Annotated in this window: 24 protein-coding genes and 1 pseudogene; 1 reads left to right on the top strand and 24 read right to left on the bottom strand. The window is 55.2% G+C overall.

The features are described 5' to 3' along the window. Positions 1-10: 10 nt before the first annotated feature. From KB236_05705 to KB236_05795, 19 genes and pseudogenes are all read right to left on the bottom strand, one after another. A complete protein-coding gene (locus KB236_05705) occupies positions 11-1,075 on the bottom strand; it encodes an NADH:flavin oxidoreductase (protein ID UIF30195.1) in 1,065 nt (354 codons plus the stop codon). Between the two features lie 14 nt (positions 1,076-1,089). Then, entirely contained in the window at positions 1,090-1,434 is a 345-nt protein-coding gene (locus tag KB236_05710) for a BMC domain-containing protein (protein UIF30196.1), read from the bottom strand. Positions 1,435-1,448: 14 nt separating this feature from the next. Further along, positions 1,449-2,639, bottom strand: coding sequence for an acetate kinase (locus tag KB236_05715; protein UIF30197.1), 1,191 nt, complete (start codon positions 2,637-2,639; stop codon positions 1,449-1,451). A gap of 70 nt (positions 2,640-2,709) precedes the next feature. After that, the gene (locus KB236_05720) at positions 2,710-3,831 is read right to left on the bottom strand and encodes an iron-containing alcohol dehydrogenase (GenBank protein UIF30198.1); all 1,122 of its coding nucleotides are present in this window, start codon (positions 3,829-3,831) and stop codon (positions 2,710-2,712) included. Between the two features lie 3 nt (positions 3,832-3,834). After that, the gene (locus tag KB236_05725) at positions 3,835-5,262 is read right to left on the bottom strand and encodes an aldehyde dehydrogenase EutE (GenBank protein UIF30199.1); all 1,428 of its coding nucleotides are present in this window, start codon (positions 5,260-5,262) and stop codon (positions 3,835-3,837) included. A gap of 1 nt (position 5,263) precedes the next feature. Next, positions 5,264-5,743, bottom strand: a complete 480-nt coding sequence (locus KB236_05730) for a heme-binding protein (protein UIF30200.1) — start codon at positions 5,741-5,743, stop codon at positions 5,264-5,266. Further along, positions 5,740-6,321 carry a cob(I)yrinic acid a,c-diamide adenosyltransferase gene (locus KB236_05735; GenBank protein UIF30201.1) on the bottom strand — a complete coding sequence of 194 codons (582 nt, stop codon included), beginning with the start codon at positions 6,319-6,321 and terminating at the stop codon, positions 5,740-5,742. The genes KB236_05730 and KB236_05735 overlap by 4 nt, the downstream gene beginning before the upstream one ends. Before the next feature lie 18 nt (positions 6,322-6,339). After that, positions 6,340-6,612, bottom strand: a complete 273-nt coding sequence (locus tag KB236_05740) for a EutN/CcmL family microcompartment protein (protein ID UIF30202.1) — start codon at positions 6,610-6,612, stop codon at positions 6,340-6,342. Then, positions 6,594-7,109: a PduM family microcompartment protein gene (gene pduM, locus KB236_05745; GenBank protein UIF30203.1), complete on the bottom strand. Its 516-nt coding sequence runs from the start codon at positions 7,107-7,109 to the stop codon at positions 6,594-6,596. The genes KB236_05740 and pduM overlap by 19 nt, the downstream gene beginning before the upstream one ends. A gap of 20 nt (positions 7,110-7,129) precedes the next feature. Beyond that, complete coding sequence (locus KB236_05750) at positions 7,130-7,759, bottom strand: phosphate propanoyltransferase (protein UIF30204.1); 630 nt, start codon at positions 7,757-7,759, stop codon at positions 7,130-7,132. Between the two features lie 28 nt (positions 7,760-7,787). After that, entirely contained in the window at positions 7,788-8,078 is a 291-nt protein-coding gene (locus KB236_05755) for a BMC domain-containing protein (protein ID UIF30205.1), read from the bottom strand. A gap of 49 nt (positions 8,079-8,127) precedes the next feature. Next, positions 8,128-8,670: a BMC domain-containing protein gene (locus KB236_05760; protein ID UIF30303.1), complete on the bottom strand. Its 543-nt coding sequence runs from the start codon at positions 8,668-8,670 to the stop codon at positions 8,128-8,130. 13 nt (positions 8,671-8,683) lie between these two features. Beyond that, positions 8,684-9,040 carry a glycerol dehydratase reactivase beta/small subunit family protein gene (locus tag KB236_05765; protein ID UIF30206.1) on the bottom strand — a complete coding sequence of 119 codons (357 nt, stop codon included), beginning with the start codon at positions 9,038-9,040 and terminating at the stop codon, positions 8,684-8,686. Beyond that, on the bottom strand, positions 9,033-10,871 hold the full coding sequence (locus tag KB236_05770; protein UIF30207.1) for a diol dehydratase reactivase subunit alpha: 1,839 nt from the start codon (positions 10,869-10,871) through the stop codon (positions 9,033-9,035). The genes KB236_05765 and KB236_05770 overlap by 8 nt, the downstream gene beginning before the upstream one ends. A 14-nt stretch (positions 10,872-10,885) precedes the next feature. After that, positions 10,886-11,407: a diol dehydratase small subunit gene (locus tag KB236_05775; GenBank protein ID UIF30208.1), complete on the bottom strand. Its 522-nt coding sequence runs from the start codon at positions 11,405-11,407 to the stop codon at positions 10,886-10,888. Between the two features lie 11 nt (positions 11,408-11,418). Further along, positions 11,419-12,114: pseudogene (locus tag KB236_05780) on the bottom strand (propanediol/glycerol family dehydratase medium subunit). 21 nt (positions 12,115-12,135) lie between these two features. Further along, entirely contained in the window at positions 12,136-13,812 is a 1,677-nt protein-coding gene (locus KB236_05785; GenBank protein ID UIF30209.1) for a propanediol/glycerol family dehydratase large subunit, read from the bottom strand. Between the two features lie 17 nt (positions 13,813-13,829). Then, complete coding sequence (gene pduB, locus KB236_05790; GenBank protein UIF30304.1) at positions 13,830-14,627, bottom strand: propanediol utilization microcompartment protein PduB; 798 nt, start codon at positions 14,625-14,627, stop codon at positions 13,830-13,832. A 35-nt stretch (positions 14,628-14,662) separates the two neighbouring features. Then, positions 14,663-14,941: a BMC domain-containing protein gene (locus KB236_05795; GenBank protein UIF30210.1), complete on the bottom strand. Its 279-nt coding sequence runs from the start codon at positions 14,939-14,941 to the stop codon at positions 14,663-14,665. 300 nt (positions 14,942-15,241) lie between these two features. On the opposite strand from KB236_05795, the gene KB236_05800 reads away from it, so the two are divergent. Further along, on the top strand, positions 15,242-16,336 hold the full coding sequence (locus KB236_05800) for a helix-turn-helix domain-containing protein (GenBank protein UIF30211.1): 1,095 nt from the start codon (positions 15,242-15,244) through the stop codon (positions 16,334-16,336). 668 nt (positions 16,337-17,004) lie between these two features. Here the strand turns inward: KB236_05800 and KB236_05805 are convergent. From KB236_05805 to KB236_05825, 5 genes are all read right to left on the bottom strand, one after another. After that, entirely contained in the window at positions 17,005-17,712 is a 708-nt protein-coding gene (locus KB236_05805) for an aquaporin family protein (GenBank protein UIF30212.1), read from the bottom strand. Positions 17,713-18,422: 710 nt separating this feature from the next. Further along, positions 18,423-18,881, bottom strand: coding sequence for a EutP/PduV family microcompartment system protein (locus KB236_05810; protein ID UIF30213.1), 459 nt, complete (start codon positions 18,879-18,881; stop codon positions 18,423-18,425). Positions 18,882-18,884: 3 nt separating this feature from the next. Next, complete coding sequence (locus tag KB236_05815) at positions 18,885-19,601, bottom strand: DUF4430 domain-containing protein (GenBank protein ID UIF30214.1); 717 nt, start codon at positions 19,599-19,601, stop codon at positions 18,885-18,887. 25 nt (positions 19,602-19,626) lie between these two features. Next, complete coding sequence (locus tag KB236_05820; protein UIF30215.1) at positions 19,627-20,679, bottom strand: fucose-binding lectin II; 1,053 nt, start codon at positions 20,677-20,679, stop codon at positions 19,627-19,629. A gap of 7 nt (positions 20,680-20,686) precedes the next feature. Beyond that, positions 20,687-21,334 carry an ECF transporter S component gene (locus KB236_05825; GenBank protein ID UIF30305.1) on the bottom strand — a complete coding sequence of 216 codons (648 nt, stop codon included), beginning with the start codon at positions 21,332-21,334 and terminating at the stop codon, positions 20,687-20,689. Positions 21,335-21,343: the final 9 nt, after the last annotated feature.

Raw genomic sequence — 21,343 nt, forward strand, 5'->3', positions numbered from 1 at the left:
GTTCGCCCCCCTACAGATATTTAAAGATGGCTTGCGGGAGCCCCACCCGCTCGGCCGATAGCTCGGCGGCGGTGTGGAGGGCCGCTGGGAAACGAAAGGCCACAGGCCACTGCGGATTCAACATCAATTGTCGCCCAATCGCGAGAAACGCTACCTGCTGGTCCAAGCGCTGAACGTCCGCTGCCCGGGCAATCTCACCAGCCACCATCAACGGCAGGTTGCCAATCTGGGCCTTAAAGAGCCGCCGGACTGGTGCCGTGGCCGCGCTGGTCTGCGCCGTTTGGTCGTAATGGTGCAGTGACAGACTCAGGTAGTCGATGGATAACTGGGTGAGTAGCCGGCTCAGCGTCAGCGTATCCAGTAGCCGTAAGCCACCGGGCTCCACCTCTTCTGGGGACAACCGATAACCAACGACAAAGGGCTGACGGGCCTGCTTGGCGACCTGTAAGACCCGCTGAACCACGAGCAACGGCAGGCGTACCCGGTTCAACAGGTCACCGCCGAAGTCATCGGTTCGCCGGTTGGAAAGTGGCGAGAGGAACTGCTGTAGCAGAAAACTATTGGCGCCGTGCAGTTCGACCCCGTCGAAGCCGGCCAGGATTAGCCGTTGCGTGGCCGCGCCAAACTGATCGACAATTGCTAGCACCTCTGCACGGGTGAGTGCGTGCGGCATCTCAACCACCCCATGGGCGGCCCGAACCGCACTTGGCCCGACCACCGGCGCACCATTCGTGGCGACGTGGTTGGTCATCCGCCCGGCGTGGACCAATTGTCCCACGGCTCGGGCCCCGGACGCATGAATGGCCGCGGTTAACCGCCGCAAACCGGGAATCATGGCATCGTCGGCCGCACTAAGCGATCCGGTCACCGTAGCTCCGCTGGCGTGGACGTAGATAGACCCGACGATGTCGAGACCCACGTGGCGGGCGTGTTCTCGGTGAAAGTAACAGTCATCTCGACCAACTTCACCGTCAAATAAAGCCGTCCGCGTCTCTAACGGCGCCAGGCAGTACCCGTTCCGCAGGTGTAAGGGGCCCAGTGTCTGCGGCCGATCAAAACTAAATTGCTGTGCCATTGTATCCACCTCGCTTACGTCCGGGTAATTTCTGGAATGTCGAAGTCCAACAGACTATGTAGCGTGGCAATCACCTGGCGCAAGGCCGCCTCCACTTCGGAGACCTCGCCCACGATGACCACCGACCCGCTGAACCGGTCAATGAATCCCAGCTTCACGTTGCTGGACTTGGTGGCGACATCCCCCGCGATAATCGACGCCTCGCTGGGGGTAATCGTCAAGATACCCAGCGCATTCTTCGGCGTTTGAATACCTAATTTTTCGTAAATATCCGCCGTGGGATTCGCCACGATATGGGCTAACGTGACCTGCTTCCCCGGCACATACTCCTGAATGGTGCGGTCAATCTCTCGACTCATTTCACTGACCTCCTCTAGCCTTGATTCGCCAAGGCCTGAACCACATCCCTAGCAATCACGATTTCCTCATCGGTTGGAATGACGGCCACCTTGACCCGGCTATCCGCCGCCTCAATGCTGAGGGCGTTGGCGTGGTTCTTCTCCGGATCCAGACGCACGCCCAGATATCCCAGGTTGTCACATACCCGTTGCCGAATCAGCGCGGAGTGTTCGCCAATGCCGGCCGTAAAGACCAAGGTATCCAGCCCCTGCAGGTCGGTCGTGTAGGCTCCAATGTACTGCTGAATCTGGTGTACGTACACGTCGAGGGCGAGTTGAGCGCGTTGATTGCCCGCCTCGGCCGCGATGTCGAGGTCCCGAATATCGTTGGAAATACCCGATAGCCCCAGCAAACCGGAATCCTGATTCAACATTTCCCGGACCGCATGGGAATCCATGTGCAACTCCTCTTCAATGTAGGGAATAATCTCCGGGTCAATGTCCCCGGACCGCGTGCCCATCACGATCCCCGCGAGCGGTGTGAAGCCCATGGAACTATTGACGGACTGGCCGTCCAGCAGGGCCGTCAGACTCCCGCCATTTCCCAGGTGACACGAGATCATCCGGTGCGTCTGCTTACGGCCGAAGAGCTCGGGGGCCCGCTGCGCGATGTACTCGTGAGACGGGCCGTGGAAGCCATACCGCCGAATCCCGTGGTCCACATAATAGCTGTACGGTAGCGCGTACATGTAGGCTTTGGCGGGAATCGTATGGTGAAACGCCGTATCAAAGATCGCGACTTCCTGGGCCTCGGGCAGTAGCTTCTCAAACGCCTCAATCCCCAGTAAATTCACAGGGTTGTGTAACGGCGACAAGACAGAGAGTTCGTGAATTTTTGCTTTGACATCCGCATCAACCACGACCGGCTGTGAGTAGTATTTCCCCCCGTGTGAGATCCGATGACCCACGCCGATAATCTCGGCCTTGCTGGTGATGACGTGGCTACTCAACAACGTGTCGATCACCAGCTGAATGGCCGCGACAAAATCCGCGATGGGACTCACCAATTTACTTTGTTTGCCCGCAATCACGTAGGTAAACGTACTGGTCTTCGAGCCAATTCGGTCGAGTTGACCACTCATCAGAACGGTTTCGGCCGGCATTTCGTATAACTTGAACTTCAATGAAGAACTACCGGCGTTGATTGCAAGAATTTTTTCTGCCATAAGATCTATTCCCTCTCTAGTCATTTCGAAGTCACGCTAGGCGTGCTGGGCCCGCAGTAAAACGCGTGGCCTACTTGATAATTTGTTGGTAGAGCTTGGCCAAGTCGTCGTCCGTTGGTACAACCGGGTTTCCCGGGAAGGTCGCATCCAGTTTGGCGTTAGCAACCACCGTCTCGGTCATATCAACCGCGACCTTCAGATCAACGCCAAAGGCTTGGAGCGTCTGCGGACAGTCCATCTGTACCATCATCTGGTGAATATGACTGATCAATCGACGAACCGCGACCCGGTCGCCCATGCCGTTAGCAGCCAGACCGGCCTTGCGCGCAGCCTGGGCGTACTTAGCGCAGGCCGTTTGATCGTGCGCGGCGTTGTAGCCGACCACGTGAGGCAGGAGCATGGCGTTTGCCAGACCGTGGGGCACGTGGAAATTAGCGCCGAGCTGGTGAGCCAGCGAGTGACAGATGCCCAGACCGGCGTTGCTAAAGGCAATTCCGGCGGCACAGGAGATCTCGTGCACCCGTTTTCTTGCTGCCTCATCATCGCCGTGTTTGAAGCAGGTCACGAGGTCGTGGGTCATCACGTCGACGCCCTTCTCGGCTAAGCCATCGGTCAGGACGTTCGCGTCCACCGCCACCAATGACTCCAGTGAATGGGTCAAGACGTCGAGGCCGGAATAAGCCGTCACCGACTTCGGCGCGGTCATGACCAACTGTGGGTCCAGTAGCGCTTCGTCTGGCCGCAGGAAGTCTTCCATGATCGGATACTTCCGGTGATTCTCGGGATCAGAGAGCACACAGTGTTGGGTGACCTCGGAACCGGTCCCACTCGTGGTGGGAATGGCGATGAACTTCTTGATGCCGTCCTGTCGTAGCTTATCGCCGAAGAAGCGAATCCCCTTGGCCGTATCGATGGCGGACCCGCCCCCAATCCCAATCACGATGGTTGGGGCGACCGGCACATACTGCTTGACGCCGTCGACGATGGTTTCCAGCGGCGGATCGGGCTTCACGTTGGCAAAGACCGCCACCTGATTACTGCCGTCAATCTTGGATAGGATCTGCTTCAGCGCCGGGGTGTCCGGCAGAAAAGCATCACAGACCAGAAAGATCGTTTCATTCTTCAACAATTCCAGCCGTGACAGGCTATCATTGCCCGAATAAATCGTCGTTGCGAGTGAAAATTTTTCCATAACTTACGCCTCCCAAGTCCGTAGTGAGAACCCTTCTGGTGAGTTGAGCCGGCGCCGGCGCGTGTAGGTCTTGGACGTGGCCGTCCCTTCCCCCGTTGGTGTCGCAATCGTCAAGGCTGAAGCCCCACTGTGAGCACCGTTCGTGGCTACCCCGGTTCCACAGTAAGTTGGGCCGTTGACCACGAAGATTGATGTATTCAAGCGGTGCGCCGCCTGGTTAATGTGCGGTAAGTTTTCGGAGTGAATCGAAGCCGTGTGGTGCAGGCCGCCTTCAATCTCGGTGGCGGTTGCCAGAACAGCCTTGAAGTCTGGGCACGTCACGATTGGTAGGATCGGCATCAACATTTCCGTCGTCACCAGTGGGTGGTCCTTGGCGGCTTCGAGAATGATCAGCGTTGGTTTCCCAGTGTAACGAATACCCGCTTCGTCCAGGATGAAGGTCGCATCCTTACCGACAAACTTCCGGTCCGGATCGCCCTTAGGCCCGATGGTCATGTCGACTAACTTCTGAATATCGGTGGCCTTGGTAACCAAGAAGGCGCCTTCATTTTGCATCCGCGTCATCAGGTCGTCCTTGACGGCAGCCTCTACCACCACTTCTTTTTCGGCGGTGCAGAGGATGTTGTTGTCAAACGCGGCGGAATCCACGATGTTGTGGGCGGCTAAGGCAATGTTCGCCGTTGCATCGACCATGGCAGGTGGATTGCCGGCACCGGCCCCCACAGCCTTCTTACCACTAATCAAGGCTTGGTGAACCACGGCGGGACCCCCAGTGATGGAGAGCATGGCGACGTCCGGATGGTGCATGACTTCCTGCACGGATTCAATCGACGGCGTTTCCAGAGAAACCACCAAGTTGTGCAGGCCGGTTGCCTTGGCCACGAATTCATTGAGCTTTTCGATCGTCCAGCGCGTGATGTTCTTCGCACCAGGATGGGCACCGAAGAAGACCGTGTTGCCCCCGGCCAACATCATGATGGCGTTGGCAATCACCGTTTCGGACGGATTGGTACTAGGACCCACGGCACCAATCACACCGAATGGGGCGTATTCGTACATCACCAGCCCGGCGTCACCCGTTTCCACTTCCGGTTGAAGCAGTTCGGGACCCGGCGTGTTGTACAGTGCATTGTGTAACTTGGCAACTTTAGCGCTGACCGTCCCCATCCCGGTTTCCTCGTGAATCCGTTCCGCCATGGTTTGAATGTACGGCCGGAAGCCCTCACGAATCGCGTCAATCACTTGATTACGCACGGCGATTGGCTGGTCGCCAAAGTCAATCTGGGCGGCCTTTGCCGCGGCAATGGCTTCGTTGACGGTCTTGAAGATTCCGTTGTTGCCGGGTGCTGCGGCCGCGTTGGCCCCTGGCTTTTGGCTTAATTCTTCATTCAAAATTTTGCGGATTGCTTGTTCGATTTCTTCTGTTTGCATACTACTTACTCTCCTTTAGAAAGGCAGCCACCGCTGCTTCACAAATTGCTTGATCCTCTTCAATCAGACCACCACTGACGCCAATCGCGCCGATGGCAATGTCTTCAATCTCTAACGGAATACCGCCGGGAAATGAGACCAATTGACCGTCCAGCATGGTTTCCATCTGATACAACGGTCCTCCCGGTTGGATATCACGGCTAATCGCCTTGGTGGGTTCCTTCATGGCAATCGCCGACCAAGCTTTCTTCGGGGCCAGCGTGACGCTGACCAGGTTGGCGTTGGGCATGTGGTACATCATCTGTGGCGTGGTCGCCTGGTCCATGATACAGATGGTCACACCGACCTTGAGTTCATCGGCCTTGGCAACCGCTGCGTCAATCACCCGTTCCATCTTATGACGGTCGAAGAGATTATTGCCCGGCTCGCCCTGACCGGCTAAGACCCCGCGCACCAATTCTTTAAGTTGTTCTTCATTCATTGTTTTCGCCCCATTGCTTGAGCGTACTGCGCGATGACGCGGTCAGTGAGCTCGTTAATTTGATATTCATAGTCCTCAGAGCGGGCCATAATATAGAAGAAATCCGACAGACGGTTAATGTACCGTTCGAGGACGGGTCGGACCGGATTGTCGCTGGCAAAGCGGACAAAGAGCCGCTCTGCTCGCCGACAGACGGTGCGACAAACGTGGAGCTGAGCCCCCGCCGTGCTGGCCCCGGGCAGGATGAAGCTCGTGACCGGCGGCAGTTCCGCCGTATACCGGTCAATGATCCGCTCCAACTGCAACACGTCGTCGTCCGTAATGACCCGACTATTCGCGTTAAATTTTGTGGCTTCCTGCGTGGCCACTTCGCCTTGCAGGAAGAACATCTTGTATTCGATCTGGCGTAAAATCTCTTGGTTCTCCGCCTTCACGCAAAACTTATCGGCGAGACTCACGTTGGCGTTGAGTTCATCAAACGTCCCGTACGTTTCGACGCGTAGCGAATCCTTCTTCACCCGCGTACCATCGTACAGACTGGTCGAGCCCTTGTCGCCACCTTTGGTATATATCGGCATCTCACCGTCACCCCTCTCTTACTGATCAAATCGGTCAATGATGCCCACGATTGCGCAGTCGTTGACATCCACCGTTGTCGCGTCCTTGTGGTTCGTCAGCCGGGCACCGGCCCCACGCACCAATAAAACGTATTCGCCAATACCGGCGCCAACAGAGTCAGCCGCAACCTCCTGATGACGAACGGCTTGGCCATCCGAATTCACCGGCTGGACGATCATCAACTTACGTCCGACCAACGACGGATCTTTTTGCGTCGAGACGACGCTGCCAATTACTTTTGCCATATACATGCTTCATCAGTCCTCATCTGTAGGTTCATCTGCTTGCGACTCAGGGTATCCCGCGCTTCAGCGGTCAACCGTTGGGTAGGCGTCACGACCAGAATCGTCTTGTCCGGTAACCCGGCAATCGTCGCTCTAGCAATTGCGTGGGGATACACGGCACGAATCTGGCGAAACTCTGGCGTCATGAAGATGACGGGCCAGTCCAACAACATGGTACGCGGGATAAACTGCAGGCTCAGGTCGTTGACCACGAGTCGTAGCTGTACCCGGTAGTCGATCGCCTGTAGGAGCCAGGCCACCCAGGGATCGGTGGTGTCCAGCCGGTATAAATGACTCACGAGTTCAATCGAGAGGTTCGCCACGGTCACGGTTGCATGGTCCAAAAAGACTTGCGTATCGGGAACCGCCGCATGCCGATCGTAGACACAGTCATAGGTTCGGCGTTCCCGTTGTTTTAACTTCGTCAGGACTTGCGCCACTAACTGTTCCAAATCGTTCACCACCTCGTTTTAGCTTATCGACGTCACTTGACCTTGACGATCCGGGCGATGGTGTCGCCGTTCACGTTGGCCGCGTTGGCTTCGTCGGTATCAATGTGCATTTCCAAGACGAAGTCCTCACGTGGCCGGGCAATCACGTCGTTGAAGATGGTCCGCCGATCTTGGGACTTAATCTCAACGGCGACGGTATCGCCCAACTTGACGCCAAAGCGGGCGGCGTCCTGATTACTCATGTGGATGTGCCGCTTGGCAATGATCACGCCTTGAACCGTGACCTCACCGTTGGGCGTCACCAACTTCACAGCAGGCGCGCCGTCTAAGTGACCAGACAATCTGATCGGGGCATCAACCCCGATGCGGATGGCTTCAGAGCGGGCAATTTCCACCTGGGAGTGTGCCCGGCAAGGCCCCAAGACCCGCACATGTTCGATCGTGCCCTTGGGTCCCACGATGTCCACCGTCTGCTTGGAGGCGAATTCGTTGGGTTGCTTCAGCGGCTTGAGCACCGTCATCTCCTGGTTGGGAAATAACGTGGCGAAGTCCGCCTGGGTTAAATGAATATGGTGATTGGACACCCCAATCGGGATGCGATCGGGATCCAATTCTTCTTTGATAACACGTTGAATGAGTTCACGTAATGCTGTTTCGTCCATGTCTATGGCCACCTTCACTGCTGATTAACTACTTTGCGACGGGCTTCTTAGCGCTGGGTAAAATGTTTTCCACTTCAGCGTGCGGACGTGGGATGACGTAAGAACTCATCACTTCACCGATGTTTTCCGCGGCGGCCACACCAGCATCAACGGCGGCTTTAACGGCACCAACATCTCCGCGGACCATCACCGTTACCAGGCCACTCCCAATCTTTTCTTGACCCATCATTTCAACGTTAGCGGCCTTAACCATGGCATCTGCCGCTTCGATCGATGCAACGAGACCCTTGGTTTCAATCATACCTAATGCGTTATTCATGTTTGTTTCCTCCTAAATTTAACTGAGACTTGTTCTGTTCTAGTCGACCCTATTTTTTCTTGCCGAAAAGTTCTTGGTAGTGAATACACTTTTTCCGGGGTTCACCGAGCTTGCGGGGGCAATCTGGGTCGTTGCACAGATTGCACGTGGCCTGCTTGGTAGCTGCCGGTTGCTTGGCGGGTTGGGGGGCGGTTGGCGCCGTCACGGTCGGTTGCGCCGTGGGCCGTTTGGCGACCACCGTCTCCGGGGTTACCGGAGCTGCGGTCGGCGTCGCTACTGGAGCGGCTGACTCAGGCGGCGTGGCCGGTGCCGGTTCCCGCGAGAAGACCGGCGTATGACTCAGCGTCTGCACACCCGGTGCCGGATTGGCCAGCACGGTTGCGCCCACGTACGCGGCACCCACAGCACGGCGTCCCGTCTCAACGGCGACCGATACCGCAGCGACATCCCCGTGAATGCCGACCGTTACCCAGCCGCCACCCTTGGTATTCTCGATACCCAACAAGCCGACTGCTGCCGTTTTGAGCATCTTATCCGCGGCAACGATGGCGCTCGGTAGGCCCGCTGTTTCTAAATATCCAATTGCGTCCATCATGTCTAACCACCTAATCGTCTATTTTTTTGAAGGGGACGCCCTTGACCAGTCGCGCGGCATTGGCCCCGAGCCGACGCAACTGATCGTTGGAGGTCGTCATCACCGAGAACAGTGGCTGGGTGGGCCGTAAGTTCTTGTAGTGCACGACCACCTGCTGACCCGCAAAGCCAATGCCAACGGACAACCGCGACGCGAGCGCCGCTTGGTAGGCGCGCGCCACAACGTCGTCTTCGACAATGACCTTGGTCTGCACCGGAATAGCTTCCTCCTCGATTCTGTTGAGCAACGGCTGTAAGGCCGCCGGTACCTGACTGGTTGCGTCCGGCACGCCAATCAGAATGGCTGGTTTTTCCATCGGTTTAACCATGTGCGGCACCCCTCTCCCGGGCATACGAGAGAATCAGACCGGTTGCCACGGCGTTCCGCGGTCCCGCAACGGCCCGAATGTTCCCCCGGCCGGCCACCAAGCTGTAATGCGACAGCTCATCGGTGACCAACTGAGGAATTTCGAAGTCCAGTGCGGACCCGCCGACGATCACGACGAAAGGAATATCGCGAATGTTGCCGGTCGGGCTCACGTGTTGCAGTGCCCGGCGCGCATTTTCTACGAAGACCCGCTTCTTGGCGGTCTGGCGAATCTGCTTGACCTTCTCGATGTTCATGTCCCCGGGCAGTGGCACGTAGCCATCGGGTTTGATGACGACCGTGCGGGCAAAGATCTCGGACGGCAACGGTTCGTCGAAGAACTCGACGGCGCCGTCCTCGTGACGAATCTGGAAGAGATTCTCCACCCGAGCCAGTGGGTACTTCTTGATGTCTTCTGCGAGGTAGACATCGTCCAGCCCCAATTCAGAATTGATAATCATGGTCACCATGTCGCCGGCACCGGCCAAATGAATCGCCACGATCTCGTCTTTTTGGTTGATGATCGATGCGTCCGTCGACCCCGCACCCAGGTCCAGAATGGCGATGGGCTTGGTGGTTCCCGGCGTGGTTAACGCGCCGAGAATGGCGGCTTCGGCCTCGGCCCCACCGATTTCAACGGGAATCTTGAGGTCTGCCTGGATGGCGTCCGCAATCTGCTGCATCTGCAAATGATCCGACTTCACCATGGCGGCAATCCCCACGGCCTGTTCGGTTGAAAATTCCCCGGCCAGGCCACCTTGAACCTTGACGGGAACCGCTGTATCCACGGCCAACAGGTCCTGAATCGCAATCTCGTGGTTCTGCTTCTTGGTGAGCTCGGCCATCGTCTGGCGAACCTTCTCAAGCATGCCGCCGACGTTGGTGCCCGCCTCACCCGTGATATCTTGAATCCGGTTGAACTGGTTAATCTTCGCCATAATGGCGTCGGCCCCAGCCGCAACATTGATCTTGTCCGACCCATCCTGTGCCTGAATCTGAATGCTCCCGGCCGGAATGACCCGCGCCTTGACATCCCCCTTAGGCGTCTTGATGACCACCGCCGACCGGTTGCCGATCAGCGCCCGCGAGACCGGCACGATATTCTTGGTCTCCTCGGCCGTCAGGTCAAACAACGTGGCGATGCCATACGGGTTAGAGAGTTGGGCAATCACTTGTCCCTTCCCGGCAACCTCGACACCGGCCATCATTCCCAGTGGAATCTTGTCCAGCCGGGCCACCTCATCCACGATCGGCAGCATGTGGTCCAACCGATTGTCGATCAGCACCCCGTCATCGTTTTGGAGGATGGCTGCCGTGATGGTGTAGCCTCCGCGCTGGTAAAGATTAATCAACCGCGCGGCGTCCTCGAAGTCCACCTCGGCGGGAATCAAGACAATGTAGGGCCGGTCGCGATCCGTCTCCTGCCGCAACTGCAACAGATTCACGGTATATCCCGAACCAATTCCCACACCACCCGGAGTATTGGGATTGTGGCCAATCATGGTCGACTCTGTAATCACGGTCTCGGTGATGGTCTCCATCGCCACGTCGCCAATTACCGGGGTCGCCTCGTTGATTCTGATCAGGTCGATGTCTTCCAGCGTGAGTTGGCTCTTGTTGAGCACCTGCGTCACGGCCTTCTTGATCCCAATCAGATTCTGCTTGGTGCCTTTAATCCCTGTCGTTTCTGCAATATCCGCATTGATAAACTCGACTGACCCTTGATCGGAAATGTTGGCCAAGGCAACTTCTGTCGAGGAATTACCAATGTCTACGCCTATCACCTTTTGCATGCGAAGACTCCTAACTAATTGTCACCCTTCAATTTCTTCCGGGATTCGTAGAAGTCGGCAGCTTGTGCAAACCACCCGGCATTGATTGGAGCGTGGTATTTGTCCTTCAACTCGGTCGAAATCTCTAGCAGTTCGGCTTTCGTCGACCGGTACGGCCGTAATGCATTGTACATTTCCAACAGCCGGTCATCGGGAATTGACGTGAGTTCCGAGGCCCGTTGGAAGTTCCGTTGCACGGCGTCTCGACCGGCATCGTTAGCCACTTCACCTTGCAGCCGCAGGGTATCCGGCGTAATCCGCAGGTCATTGGACTTGATCTTGTCGCTTAAAATATTGTCTAGCGTGATATCCTGCAACTGCTTACCCGATGGCGAATGCACCAATTCTGGGTGTTGCGAGTAAAGCGGATAGTCTTTCTTCGTCAGCGCCGCTTGCGGTGCGGCGGCTTGGGGGTGGGTCGTCGCAGTGGCGGTCGTGGTATCCGTATCCCCAATCTGCTGGACGATCTTTGCTACTAAGTCATCAATCTCGCTCATAACCGTTCCTCCTAATTAAAGTTAACTTCGATCTGTTCAGCGGGCTTGCCCATCACGACTTGTTTGGTCTCCTTGATGTGCATCAGCGCTGAGAGCGCCTGGTACTGAACCCGCGCCATCTGGTCGTTGACCGTTGGCACCGGACTTGGCGACATGCCCTTGGCGTATTCCGCGGCGTTCTTCCCGATGGCCCGGTAGGTATCCCCGTCAATCACGGGTGCTTGGGGGAAGAGTTCCAGGTTGGACAAAGGTTCTTGGTCCTTTTGGTGAATGATCGTCGTCCCTTTCGACTGAATGGCAATGGCGATGCCAGACCCAGAGAGGTGATCCCCCTCGGCCCCACAGAAGGACACGTCCGACGTCCGGTAAACCTTGACGATCCGGGCTTTCAAGCCCTCTTCTTCGATTCACGCGACAACTTGTCGCAAGATTTCCTTGTGGCTGATCCCGGTCAGATTGTGATCGAGGACCTCTGCAAAGGCCGGTGCGACCGCGATGACCACTTCATCGCGTGAATAGCCGGGCTTGGCCGGACCAACGTGTTTGAACCAGTCCACGGATTTCTCCGGTTCCGGCTGATCGCTGTTGACGGGTGCGGCAACGGCCGTGTCCGCCTGAAAGGAAATCGGCGTGTCGACGGCATTCGTTTCGGCAATGACGTTACGAATAATACTGCGTAGTAATTTTTCATCAATTTCTTGAACCACAGGATTGACCCCCTTCTCTGTTTAGAGCTGCATGTTCTGCGGATCGATGGCAAACGGTAAGTTCTTGATCCGTTCCCATTCGTCCGTGTCTTCTTCCAACCGGTACCCGGTACCAGGACCTTGGTAGTCGTTGGCATCGTTCACGGCAGAAATAACATTCCACTTTTCATCGAAGATAGCGGAGGTCTGCAGGAAGTCGCCACAAACTTTTTGCTTCTGTAAGTCAAGAACGGCTTGGGCGGTGTCCTTGAACCCGCTGTTATACAGCGCTTTCACAATATCAACACCGGTAACGCCGCGGTCCATCAGGTCTTGAGCGGCCTTCATGTCTTCAACCATGTTCCGTTCCGGCATATCCTTAGACGTGTTGGCGTAGGTTGCGGCTTCCACTTCCTCATCGGTAATCTTTGGTAATCCGAGATCGGCAAAGACGGCTTGTAAGGCCCGTGCGGCTTGATTCCGCGACTTGATGATCGTTTCTTCTTCAACCGGGTGAATCCCACCGTTGATGGCCAAATCCCGTTCCATGACGTAGTAGTCGTCGTAGTCCAGACCATCCGTGTTAGAGCCGGCAAAGGTGTTGTCGTAGTTAGGCGTTGAGGAGTACCCGGAAGAAATGTAGTCGGTTCCGGCGATGAATTGCCCCAGTAGCCGTTCCGTCCGTCGCATGTCTGAGTGGGAGAAGGCTTGGTCATTGGCCGAAGCACATTCCAAATCAAGCATCATGCACAGGAGATTTTCGCCCAGAACGGAGCGAATCCCAGAAGGTACGGACCCGGGAATTCCGATACAACTAACCCCACCATTTTGGAGGCCTTGTACGCCGGAAGCCTTGGTAATAAAGATACAACGTGACTCTAAGTACAACATCGACTTGCCTTCGGTGTAGCCCATCATAACTTCAGAACCAGAACCGGAGGTAAACCGCATCTTCAGTCCCCGTGAGGCGTAGCAGGAAGCTAAGAACCCTTTGGACCAAGGCGTATCGTCACCATCCGTGAAGACCTTATCGGTACCGTAAACGGAAATGGTCTCGGCATAGCCGGTAAAGCCCCGCATCCCCAGGCTCAGCTCCAGTGCTTCTTCAACGGAACACTGGGTGATCACGCCGGGACGACCGGTCTGAGCGCCGACCATTAAGGCAATGGCGTTCAATGGGGCGTAGCGGGCAACCGCCGTGGTGGTTTCTTGTTCGGGGAAGCCCCGGAGTGCGGCATCCGCAGCGTCCGCGGCAATCTGAACCGGATTATCCCGAATGTTGGTCACGTGGCATTGGGTCGCCGGCGTCCGCCGTGGCCGCATCTTCTGGGTGGCCATGATCATTTCGGCAAAGTTCAGCTTGCTGATAACCTCTTCGGCCTTGGCCGGGGTCATGGCCGTGGTCAACGCGATGATATCCTTCCGGCTGACGTTAGGGTCACAGAGCATGTTGGCAATCTTGGTGGAATCCATGGCCATGACCTTTTCGGCATTTTCTAGCTTGATGCCGTAGTTGGCGATGTAGAGGTCGATCAGGTCGAAATCTGCGCGTTTCTTACTATCTAACTCGGTCACCACGCCATTTTCAATGGTGATGCTAGGCTTCGGGTCGTTGGGGCCCATCATGGCAACAAAGCCTTCTTCGGGCCATTCCTTGACGAAACCATCCAGATGGATCGGGCGTTTCTCAAGTGCTTCGAATCTCTTTTGACGTTTCACTTAAATATCCCCCTTCACTAGCGAATGTATGATGGAAAATCGTTGACGGGCGTCTCGCCTAACTGGGCCAGGAGCTTCAGGCCAACTTCACGGCCGGCAATGACTGCCTGACGGACCGCACCAGAATCGCCACTGATGTGGACAATCCCTTCGTTGGAAAAGCTGGTGCCGTGACCGGGTGAGGCGAAGGTCAAGACGTCGACGCCGGCCGTCTTAATGGCGGTATCGGCCATGACCACGCCAATTCCTGAAGGTGCGCCACAGATTAAGCCGTATGCCTTCCCTTCAGGGGCGCCAAAGGCCATGTGGCAGGCACCCGCGGCTCTGGCGGTGAATTGGAGTTCCAGGTGACCAGCCGCCGAATTGTAGACGTCGCCGAACGTCCGGCTGAGATTGTCCAAGGCCACCTGAATGGCTGACCGAACGTCTGACGGATCGAATCCGCCGATTAGAATCAGCACACCGTGGCCGGCGCCGCCCTTGGTATCCCGCGGCATTTCAATATCAATGACTTCGGTGTTGGTGGCCTTAACCGCCTCATCCATCGCCATGATCTGGGGACCGGCACCTGTCCGGGAACTCAATACCCCAATCACTGAAAAGCGCTTTTGAACGTGTAAATGGTCCAACAGTAAGGCGTCCACGCTGGGAATACACATCCCAATCGTGTCGCCGATTTCGCTGGCCCCGACGAACTCGGGGACCACGCTAGTCGTATTCAAAAAATTATCCATTGTTTTTCCTCCCGATGACTGCGGGGTCGGTGTGACCGTTACCCCGTGACGCAGAAGTTGCGCGACGACTTGATTAATCATTTCCTGATTGGTCATCGTTATTTACCCGACAACGCCTATTTCTTCGTTGGTAGAATCTTTTCAACGTCGGTGTGGGGACGAGGAATAACGTAGTTAGAAAGAACTTCACCAATGTTTTCAGCAGCGGAAACGCCGGCATCAACAGCGGCCTTCACGGCACCCACATCGCCTCTAACCATGGTCGTCACTAACCCGTGGCCAATCTTTTCTTGACCGACTAAGTCAACGTTGGCTGCCTTAACCATTGCGTCGGCAGCTTCGATAGCGGCAACTAACCCTTTTGTTTCGATTAAACCCAGTGCTTCTTGTTCCATGATGAAAACCTCCATTTGTGGTAGACGATCGTGATCGCCTGAACTTTTAAAACGCTTTCAGTATAAAAAAGCTTGGTTGCACTATTTCTCTCAAATTTGTACTTTTTGCGACAAGATAGTTCGAATCGACCGACGATTAACAAAAAGCTCAAAATATTACAAAAAATTTGAAAATTTCGATTGAAGTTAGAATTAGAATCAACTACAATTATGCAATGATAGCGGATTCATCATTATTTTGACGGCACTTAGCCAAATATTACAAGACGAGGATTCAGGACCTTATGGGGAGGACCGATTATGCCTACTTATTCACCAAGTCAAGCAAACTACCGCGAACTCGCACACTCATTAGCCACGTTTACTAGTCTGACACAGATTAAAACCATCTTTTTCGACTTCACGGGGATCCTGTTGAAGGATGACTTTGTCTACGTTAACCAGTCTGTGATTCAAGATAATCTCAGTAATAACGGGTTCGATGAGTACGCACTGTTTCCCGTGAGCCGGAACATTCAGCTCTGGGGTGCCATCATGTGTGAGAGCACCAACGTTTCCAAGAAGCGCCTCTTTCTCTCACGCGCCTACTTAGAAAATCTCATGCGGCAGATTTTTACCGAGGAGACTCTCGGAACCGTCAGCGTGTGGGAACCCCTCACCTCCGATCAGGTCGATCAGATTGGAAGTCTCGACGGCTTTATTCGCATGGGGGCCGAGAGCAACCGCCCCGCCGCACAGTTCGTGCCGCCGACCGCCAGCATCGCCGGTCAGCCAATCGACAACGACGAGGCCTTTCATAGTATTAGCCTGGCCATCGAATACATACGCAAGAACATTCAGCGCCCGATTTCATTAAACGAGGTTGCCCAACACGCCTTCCTGTCGGCGTCGTATCTCAGCCGCCTCTTTAAGAAATACTTGCACGTCAACTTCATTGAGTACGTCAACAATCAAAAGATTGCGCTGGCTCAGGAGAAGCTGTCGATGACGCTGACGCCGATCAACCAAATTTCTACGCAGATTGGCTTCACACAGACCAGTTACTTCACCAAGATCTTCAAGAAAAAGACCGGCCTCACGCCGTCCGAGTATCGCCAACGCAACCATTCCATTCGCAAGGTCTACACAATTCCGCGCGAGCTCGATTGGAATGAACAGGGCTCCATCATCGATATCTCTCAAGAATATTTCAAGGCTCACCACATCGACTACCACACCGAATCCGCCGAGGGCGCGACCTACGTCAACAGCATTGGCGACTTAAGTGACGCTGACGGCGAACGCGGCTGGATTTACACCGTCGATGGGCAGCAGCCCAAGCAGTCGGCCGATGAGATTACGGTTCACGATAAGTCGGTCATCCAGTGGGTTTACACGGATTACACCAACCGCTAACACCGCTCGTACCGGGCCTAGTCGTCATAGTTGGCTCGGCAATTGTCACTAGTAAAACGTTTTATCTAAATAATTTACGCTAGCCGCCTTACCGTTCGCGCAGGATGAGCTGGATCGCGGTGGGCAGGACGCCCCGAGCCATAGAGCGGTCTCCGGACTCGCTTGGAACCACCCAAAAGCGGTGTTTCCAAGTCGCCATTATCTAACCGGCTAACGCCGTTCAGATAATCCCGCGGCTGAGCTCATCCTGCGCTTCACTCTCGGCTACATAAGTGAGATCATTTCAACGTTTAACCGGTCAGTCAAGTGCCACCGACACTCGTGACAATGTGCACTGCCACGGTTACTTAACGCCATCTAATGCTGCAGGAGGACAGGAATGGAGCCAGCCGTGACGACGGTGTTAGCTGGTGTTTTTTACCAGCTTAGACCGTGGGACGACTTGGAAGACTGACGGGTGTTGTCAGGCTTCTAAGCGAGCCGGAAGCCCGTCCTTTGGCTACAGGCGGTCCCCACAGCAGGCGGATTTTCTGTCAGCCGGAGGCTACTGGGGCGCTCATATTTTACGAACGGTAAGGCGGCCAGAACCGTGTGAGGTCGCCTAACAACCCAAAAAGCCACCAACTTCGCGGTTGGTGGCTTTTTTGTCGTATCGTTAATGATCGCGTTTAGCTAACCAGGACTTGGAGCCCGGCCGCTAGAACCCCGCCGACAATCGGACCGCACATCGGTACCCAGGCGTAGCCCCACTCACTCGACCCCTTGTTGGGAATCGGCAGCAAGGTGTGCGCCAGCCGCGGGCCCCAGTCACGCGCCGGATTCAGAGCGAACCCGGTCGTGGTCCCGAGAGCCATCCCAACGACGGTGATTAGCGTGCCGACGATGAAGGGTTTGAGTCCCTGCGTGAAGTCACCTAGATTAAGCAAGATAAACGTGAAACCCCAGGTCGCAATCACTTCGGAGAAGAAATTAAACCACGGACTGGAGATAGCCGGCCGGGTCGCAAAGATACCGACGATGTTGCCCGAGGCCTCGTCTGGCGACGCCTTGAAGTGGGGATAAAATTGAATAATAACTAACGCCGCACCCACAAACGCCCCCAAGAATTGGCCTAATAGATAAGGCACCACGTCGCTCCACGGGAAGAAGCCAAACGCGGCAAATCCAATCGTAACCGCCGGATTCAGATGCCCGTCCGAGCCTAACGCACCTCCCACGTAAACACCCATGGTCACCGCTAATCCCCAGGCAATACTGATATAGGCCCAGTTGGAGCCCGTGCCGTAGGTCTTCCTTAGGTTAACCCCCGCACAAGTCCCTGCCCCTAGTAAGATCAGAATCAACGTTCCAAAGAATTCGCCAATAAAACCATCCATTACCAAACACCCGCCTTCGCTAATTTGTTAGTCCCTGCACAAATACCGACAGAATCAGTCATCTATGCCCGGTGAATTATGAACAAGCGTAGTGTAGCATAGGCCTACCGCACCATTTTTGACCAGCACGGGAAATATTTTGTTCAGTCGTGTAAGCGCTAACAAGAAAGAACAGATTGCTGGCGTTTTTTCTCAATCCTAGGATTATTGTGACCCGCTCGCGCCAAAAAAGTCGCAACGCTGGCCACAAGAAAAGCCCGACAACCGTTAGACATATCCGTCTACCAATTGCAGGGCCCTTCACTTGCTTAAATTGTTTAAAGCTGAAGGTTCAAAATGGTGATAAATTCACAGCTGACAAGGTTTGAAGCCACTAGATCAGGCGTTACTGGCCACCTCGTCTGCCAGAGATTCCGGTTACAAAAGGTTAAAGCCACGAAGTTTACACCACCATCGCTGGCGTGGTTGCTTTCGGCCAAAACATTCGATTATAAGTCTCCTGTAGCCGTGAGTTCGCCAAATTTGGTCTCAGCCGTAGGATTTTACCAAGTGTCTTACTTGGTAAAATGGCGACTTTGAGACGTGATTTTTCGGCTCAAAGCGAGGGAAAAGACCGTCTTTTGGCTTTTTCCGTCCTGCCCACCACGTTCCAGACCAAATTTGGCGAACGGTAAGGCGGTCAGCTCGACGGTAGCTACTAAAACAACTTTTTATCTATCGAAAAGCTTAACCTCAGGATCGGCCTCCAAGAACTCGCGTAGCGCCGTCGTGTGTTCTCCCGTTAGCGCCGAGACCGTGAAGATCTGCTGGGCCCCCGCACGCTTGAGCTGGTCACACGACCAGTCAATGGCGTGTTGGTCGGTGGCCACATCAATCTTGGTCACCACACCAATCACCGGGCGGCCAAACATGGTACTGAAGGCTTCCGGAAAGATTAAGCGCTGGTCCGTGGCACTCTGGAGCATGACCACCACGTCCGCATCCATCGCCGTGGTCGCAATGTTGGTGTACATCCGCCGATGCTCAATGTACTCGCCCGGCGTATCAATAATATTTTGATAGAATTCCACCGCTTGCGTCTTGTCATAGTGGATGGTGAGGTCCTTAAGTCGCTGGAGGAGGGTAGTCTTCCCGCAGCCAATGGCCCCAATAAACATCGCCCGTTGCATCGTCTAATACCCCTTTGTCGTAAAGTACCAGTGAACCCGGTCGCCGTTCTTCACGTGCTTCAGGTTCGCGGCCTGATCAATAAATTTATCGTTGACCCGATATTTCCACCCGCTCCCCGTCTTCACGTCGTTCTCAGCGAGGCCGTTAATGCTGCTGACGTAGACCGCCACTCCATTCTGGTAAACCAGCTTGAGCTTAGCCGCCTGCAGCACGGAAAAGGCCGTGGGATGGGCACCTAATTTGACGTTGCCCTTGAAAAAGGTCTTCTTGTAGCCCGAAACCACCAGATAAGCCTTGCCTGCGACGGGTTGTTTGGCCTTTGTCGACGTGGCTTGACGTTTCTGCGTCGTCGTCACGGCCTTGGTGGTCGTTGTGGCCTTCTGGCGACGCACCGGCATAGTCGTGGACTGACTGGTCCGTGAGGTGGCCGACTGCCGGGCACGCGAGGACTTGGTTGTGGCCGATTTTACGGAAGAAGTGGCCCGCCGGTGGGGGGCTTTGGTCGAACTCGCCGTGGACTTTTGGTGGGCCTGCTTGGACGACGCGGTCGCTTGATCCCCGGCCGATTCAGACTGCGTTGTGGCGACAGAACTGGCGATAACCCGCTCCTTTGCGGGCACCGTGGTCGCTTGTTGCCGATGCTGCTGCACGGCCAAGGCCCCACCGATGACGAAAATGGTGACGACCGCCGCAACAATAATACCTACCGACTTCTTCATGAACCCAACTCCTTATCGCAAAGTCTTATTTGAACGTGTACACCATCTTTGAGGAATACTTGCCGTTGTGGTAAGCACTGGCCGCTAAGCTCACTTGACCATAGGCTAAGGTCATGCTGTAAGCATCCTTGACCGTGCCGTCACTCTTCACGTAGCTGAGCATGGTCCGCAGTGGCGTTGCCGTTTGGCCCTTCTTGATGGCCGTCTTGTTCAGGAAGTTGAAGGCCGTCTTGTTGGTTGCTAAGCCCAGGATAGCTTCGGCCGTAGAGTTGGCGTTCGGGTTGGTCTTGCCGTTGTAAACGTAGCCAAAGGCCCCGTTCTTGTAAACTGCCTTCTTGAGGTAGCTTCGACCGGCCTTGGCAGCGGCGGTAACCTTCTTGTTTTTGCTCTTGCCCATCGTCAAGGCGTTCACGGCAACGGCCGTCGTATCGCTGTCAACACTAGCGGCGGTATTGTTATAAGCCCACCCATGGTTAGATTGCTGATTCTTAGCGATCTTCAGGCTGAGGGAAGCCTTGGAGAAGGCGGCCTTGCTAGGTTTCTTAAAAGTCTTGTTGGAGGAAACCGCGATCAGCGCCGTACTCTGGACGTTGACCGTTTGCTTGGTCATGGATTTCTTGTACAGCGTGCTGACCAGGTTCAAGTTCTTCTTAGCGCCGGCTGGCTTGTACTTGGTTGGATTGACGCCGATAGCCTGTAACCCAATGATGGCGTTGGCCAAGACGGCGGGATCGCTCTTCTTCGATACCACGAGGTTCTTCTTAACGAGCTTCTTTTGACTCTTGGTGAACTTGTACCCCTGCTTCTTCAGGCCCAAAAGGAAATCTGAGTAACCAGCTGCGGCCCCCGTTGTTGGGTAAGCGGATTTACTGAAAATCTTCGCCTGACTCTTCAGGCCGTCCTTGTTGGCCTTCATCATCTTCTTGGCGTATGTATTGGCCTTCTTAATATGACTGGTCCGGTAACTCTTGCTGGCCGTCTTGACGCTGGCCGCACTGACATCCGCCACGGGCACCACTGCGCCTAACATCATTACTGCCGTCATTGAAGCTGCGATTACTTTATTTGTCTTAAACATTATCCCATCATCCTTTTGGTAAAATTTGGTATTTCATCATTAAACGCTTCATCAGCTGTCGCCACGGTCGGTACAAAATTGCCAGACTAACCGCATTGGTCGCCGCGTGTAGCGCGTCAAACATGAAACTCCCCGCGAAGGCGACAAAGAAACTGGCCCCCCGCAATGGCCGAACGTAGGCCAAGGCGTACCATAAATCCATAATCCAGCCGAACCAGAATCCCCACAAGGCCCCCCAGATGACGAGTAGCCAGACGCTATCCTTGAGCTTGCCCCGGTAGATCAGGCCAGTTGTTAACCCCATGAGGCCCCACGCCAGCATTTGCCACGGCGTCCAGGGCCCCTGTCCCAGAAATAAGTTGGAGACCAGGGCCATCATGGACCCGCTGACAAATCCCAACTCGGGTCCCAGGCTAATGGCGCTGACAATCACCACGAAACTGGTGAGTTGCACGTTGGGAATGGCGGCCAGTGGCACGCGCCCCAACACGCCTAGGGCGACGATGACGGCCAGAAAGACCAGTAGGCGCGTCGTCATTTGGCGTCTCTCGAAGTGCCAGTAGGCAGGTAACAGGCTACAGATTAGGCAACCAAAGCTAAAGGCCAGGTAGTGTTTGCCCTTTAATAGCAGCATCCCCGCCAGCAATAGCCCCATCAGAAGCAC

The organism is Levilactobacillus brevis (assembly GCA_021383565.1).
Taxonomy (GTDB): domain Bacteria; phylum Bacillota; class Bacilli; order Lactobacillales; family Lactobacillaceae; genus Levilactobacillus; species Levilactobacillus brevis_B.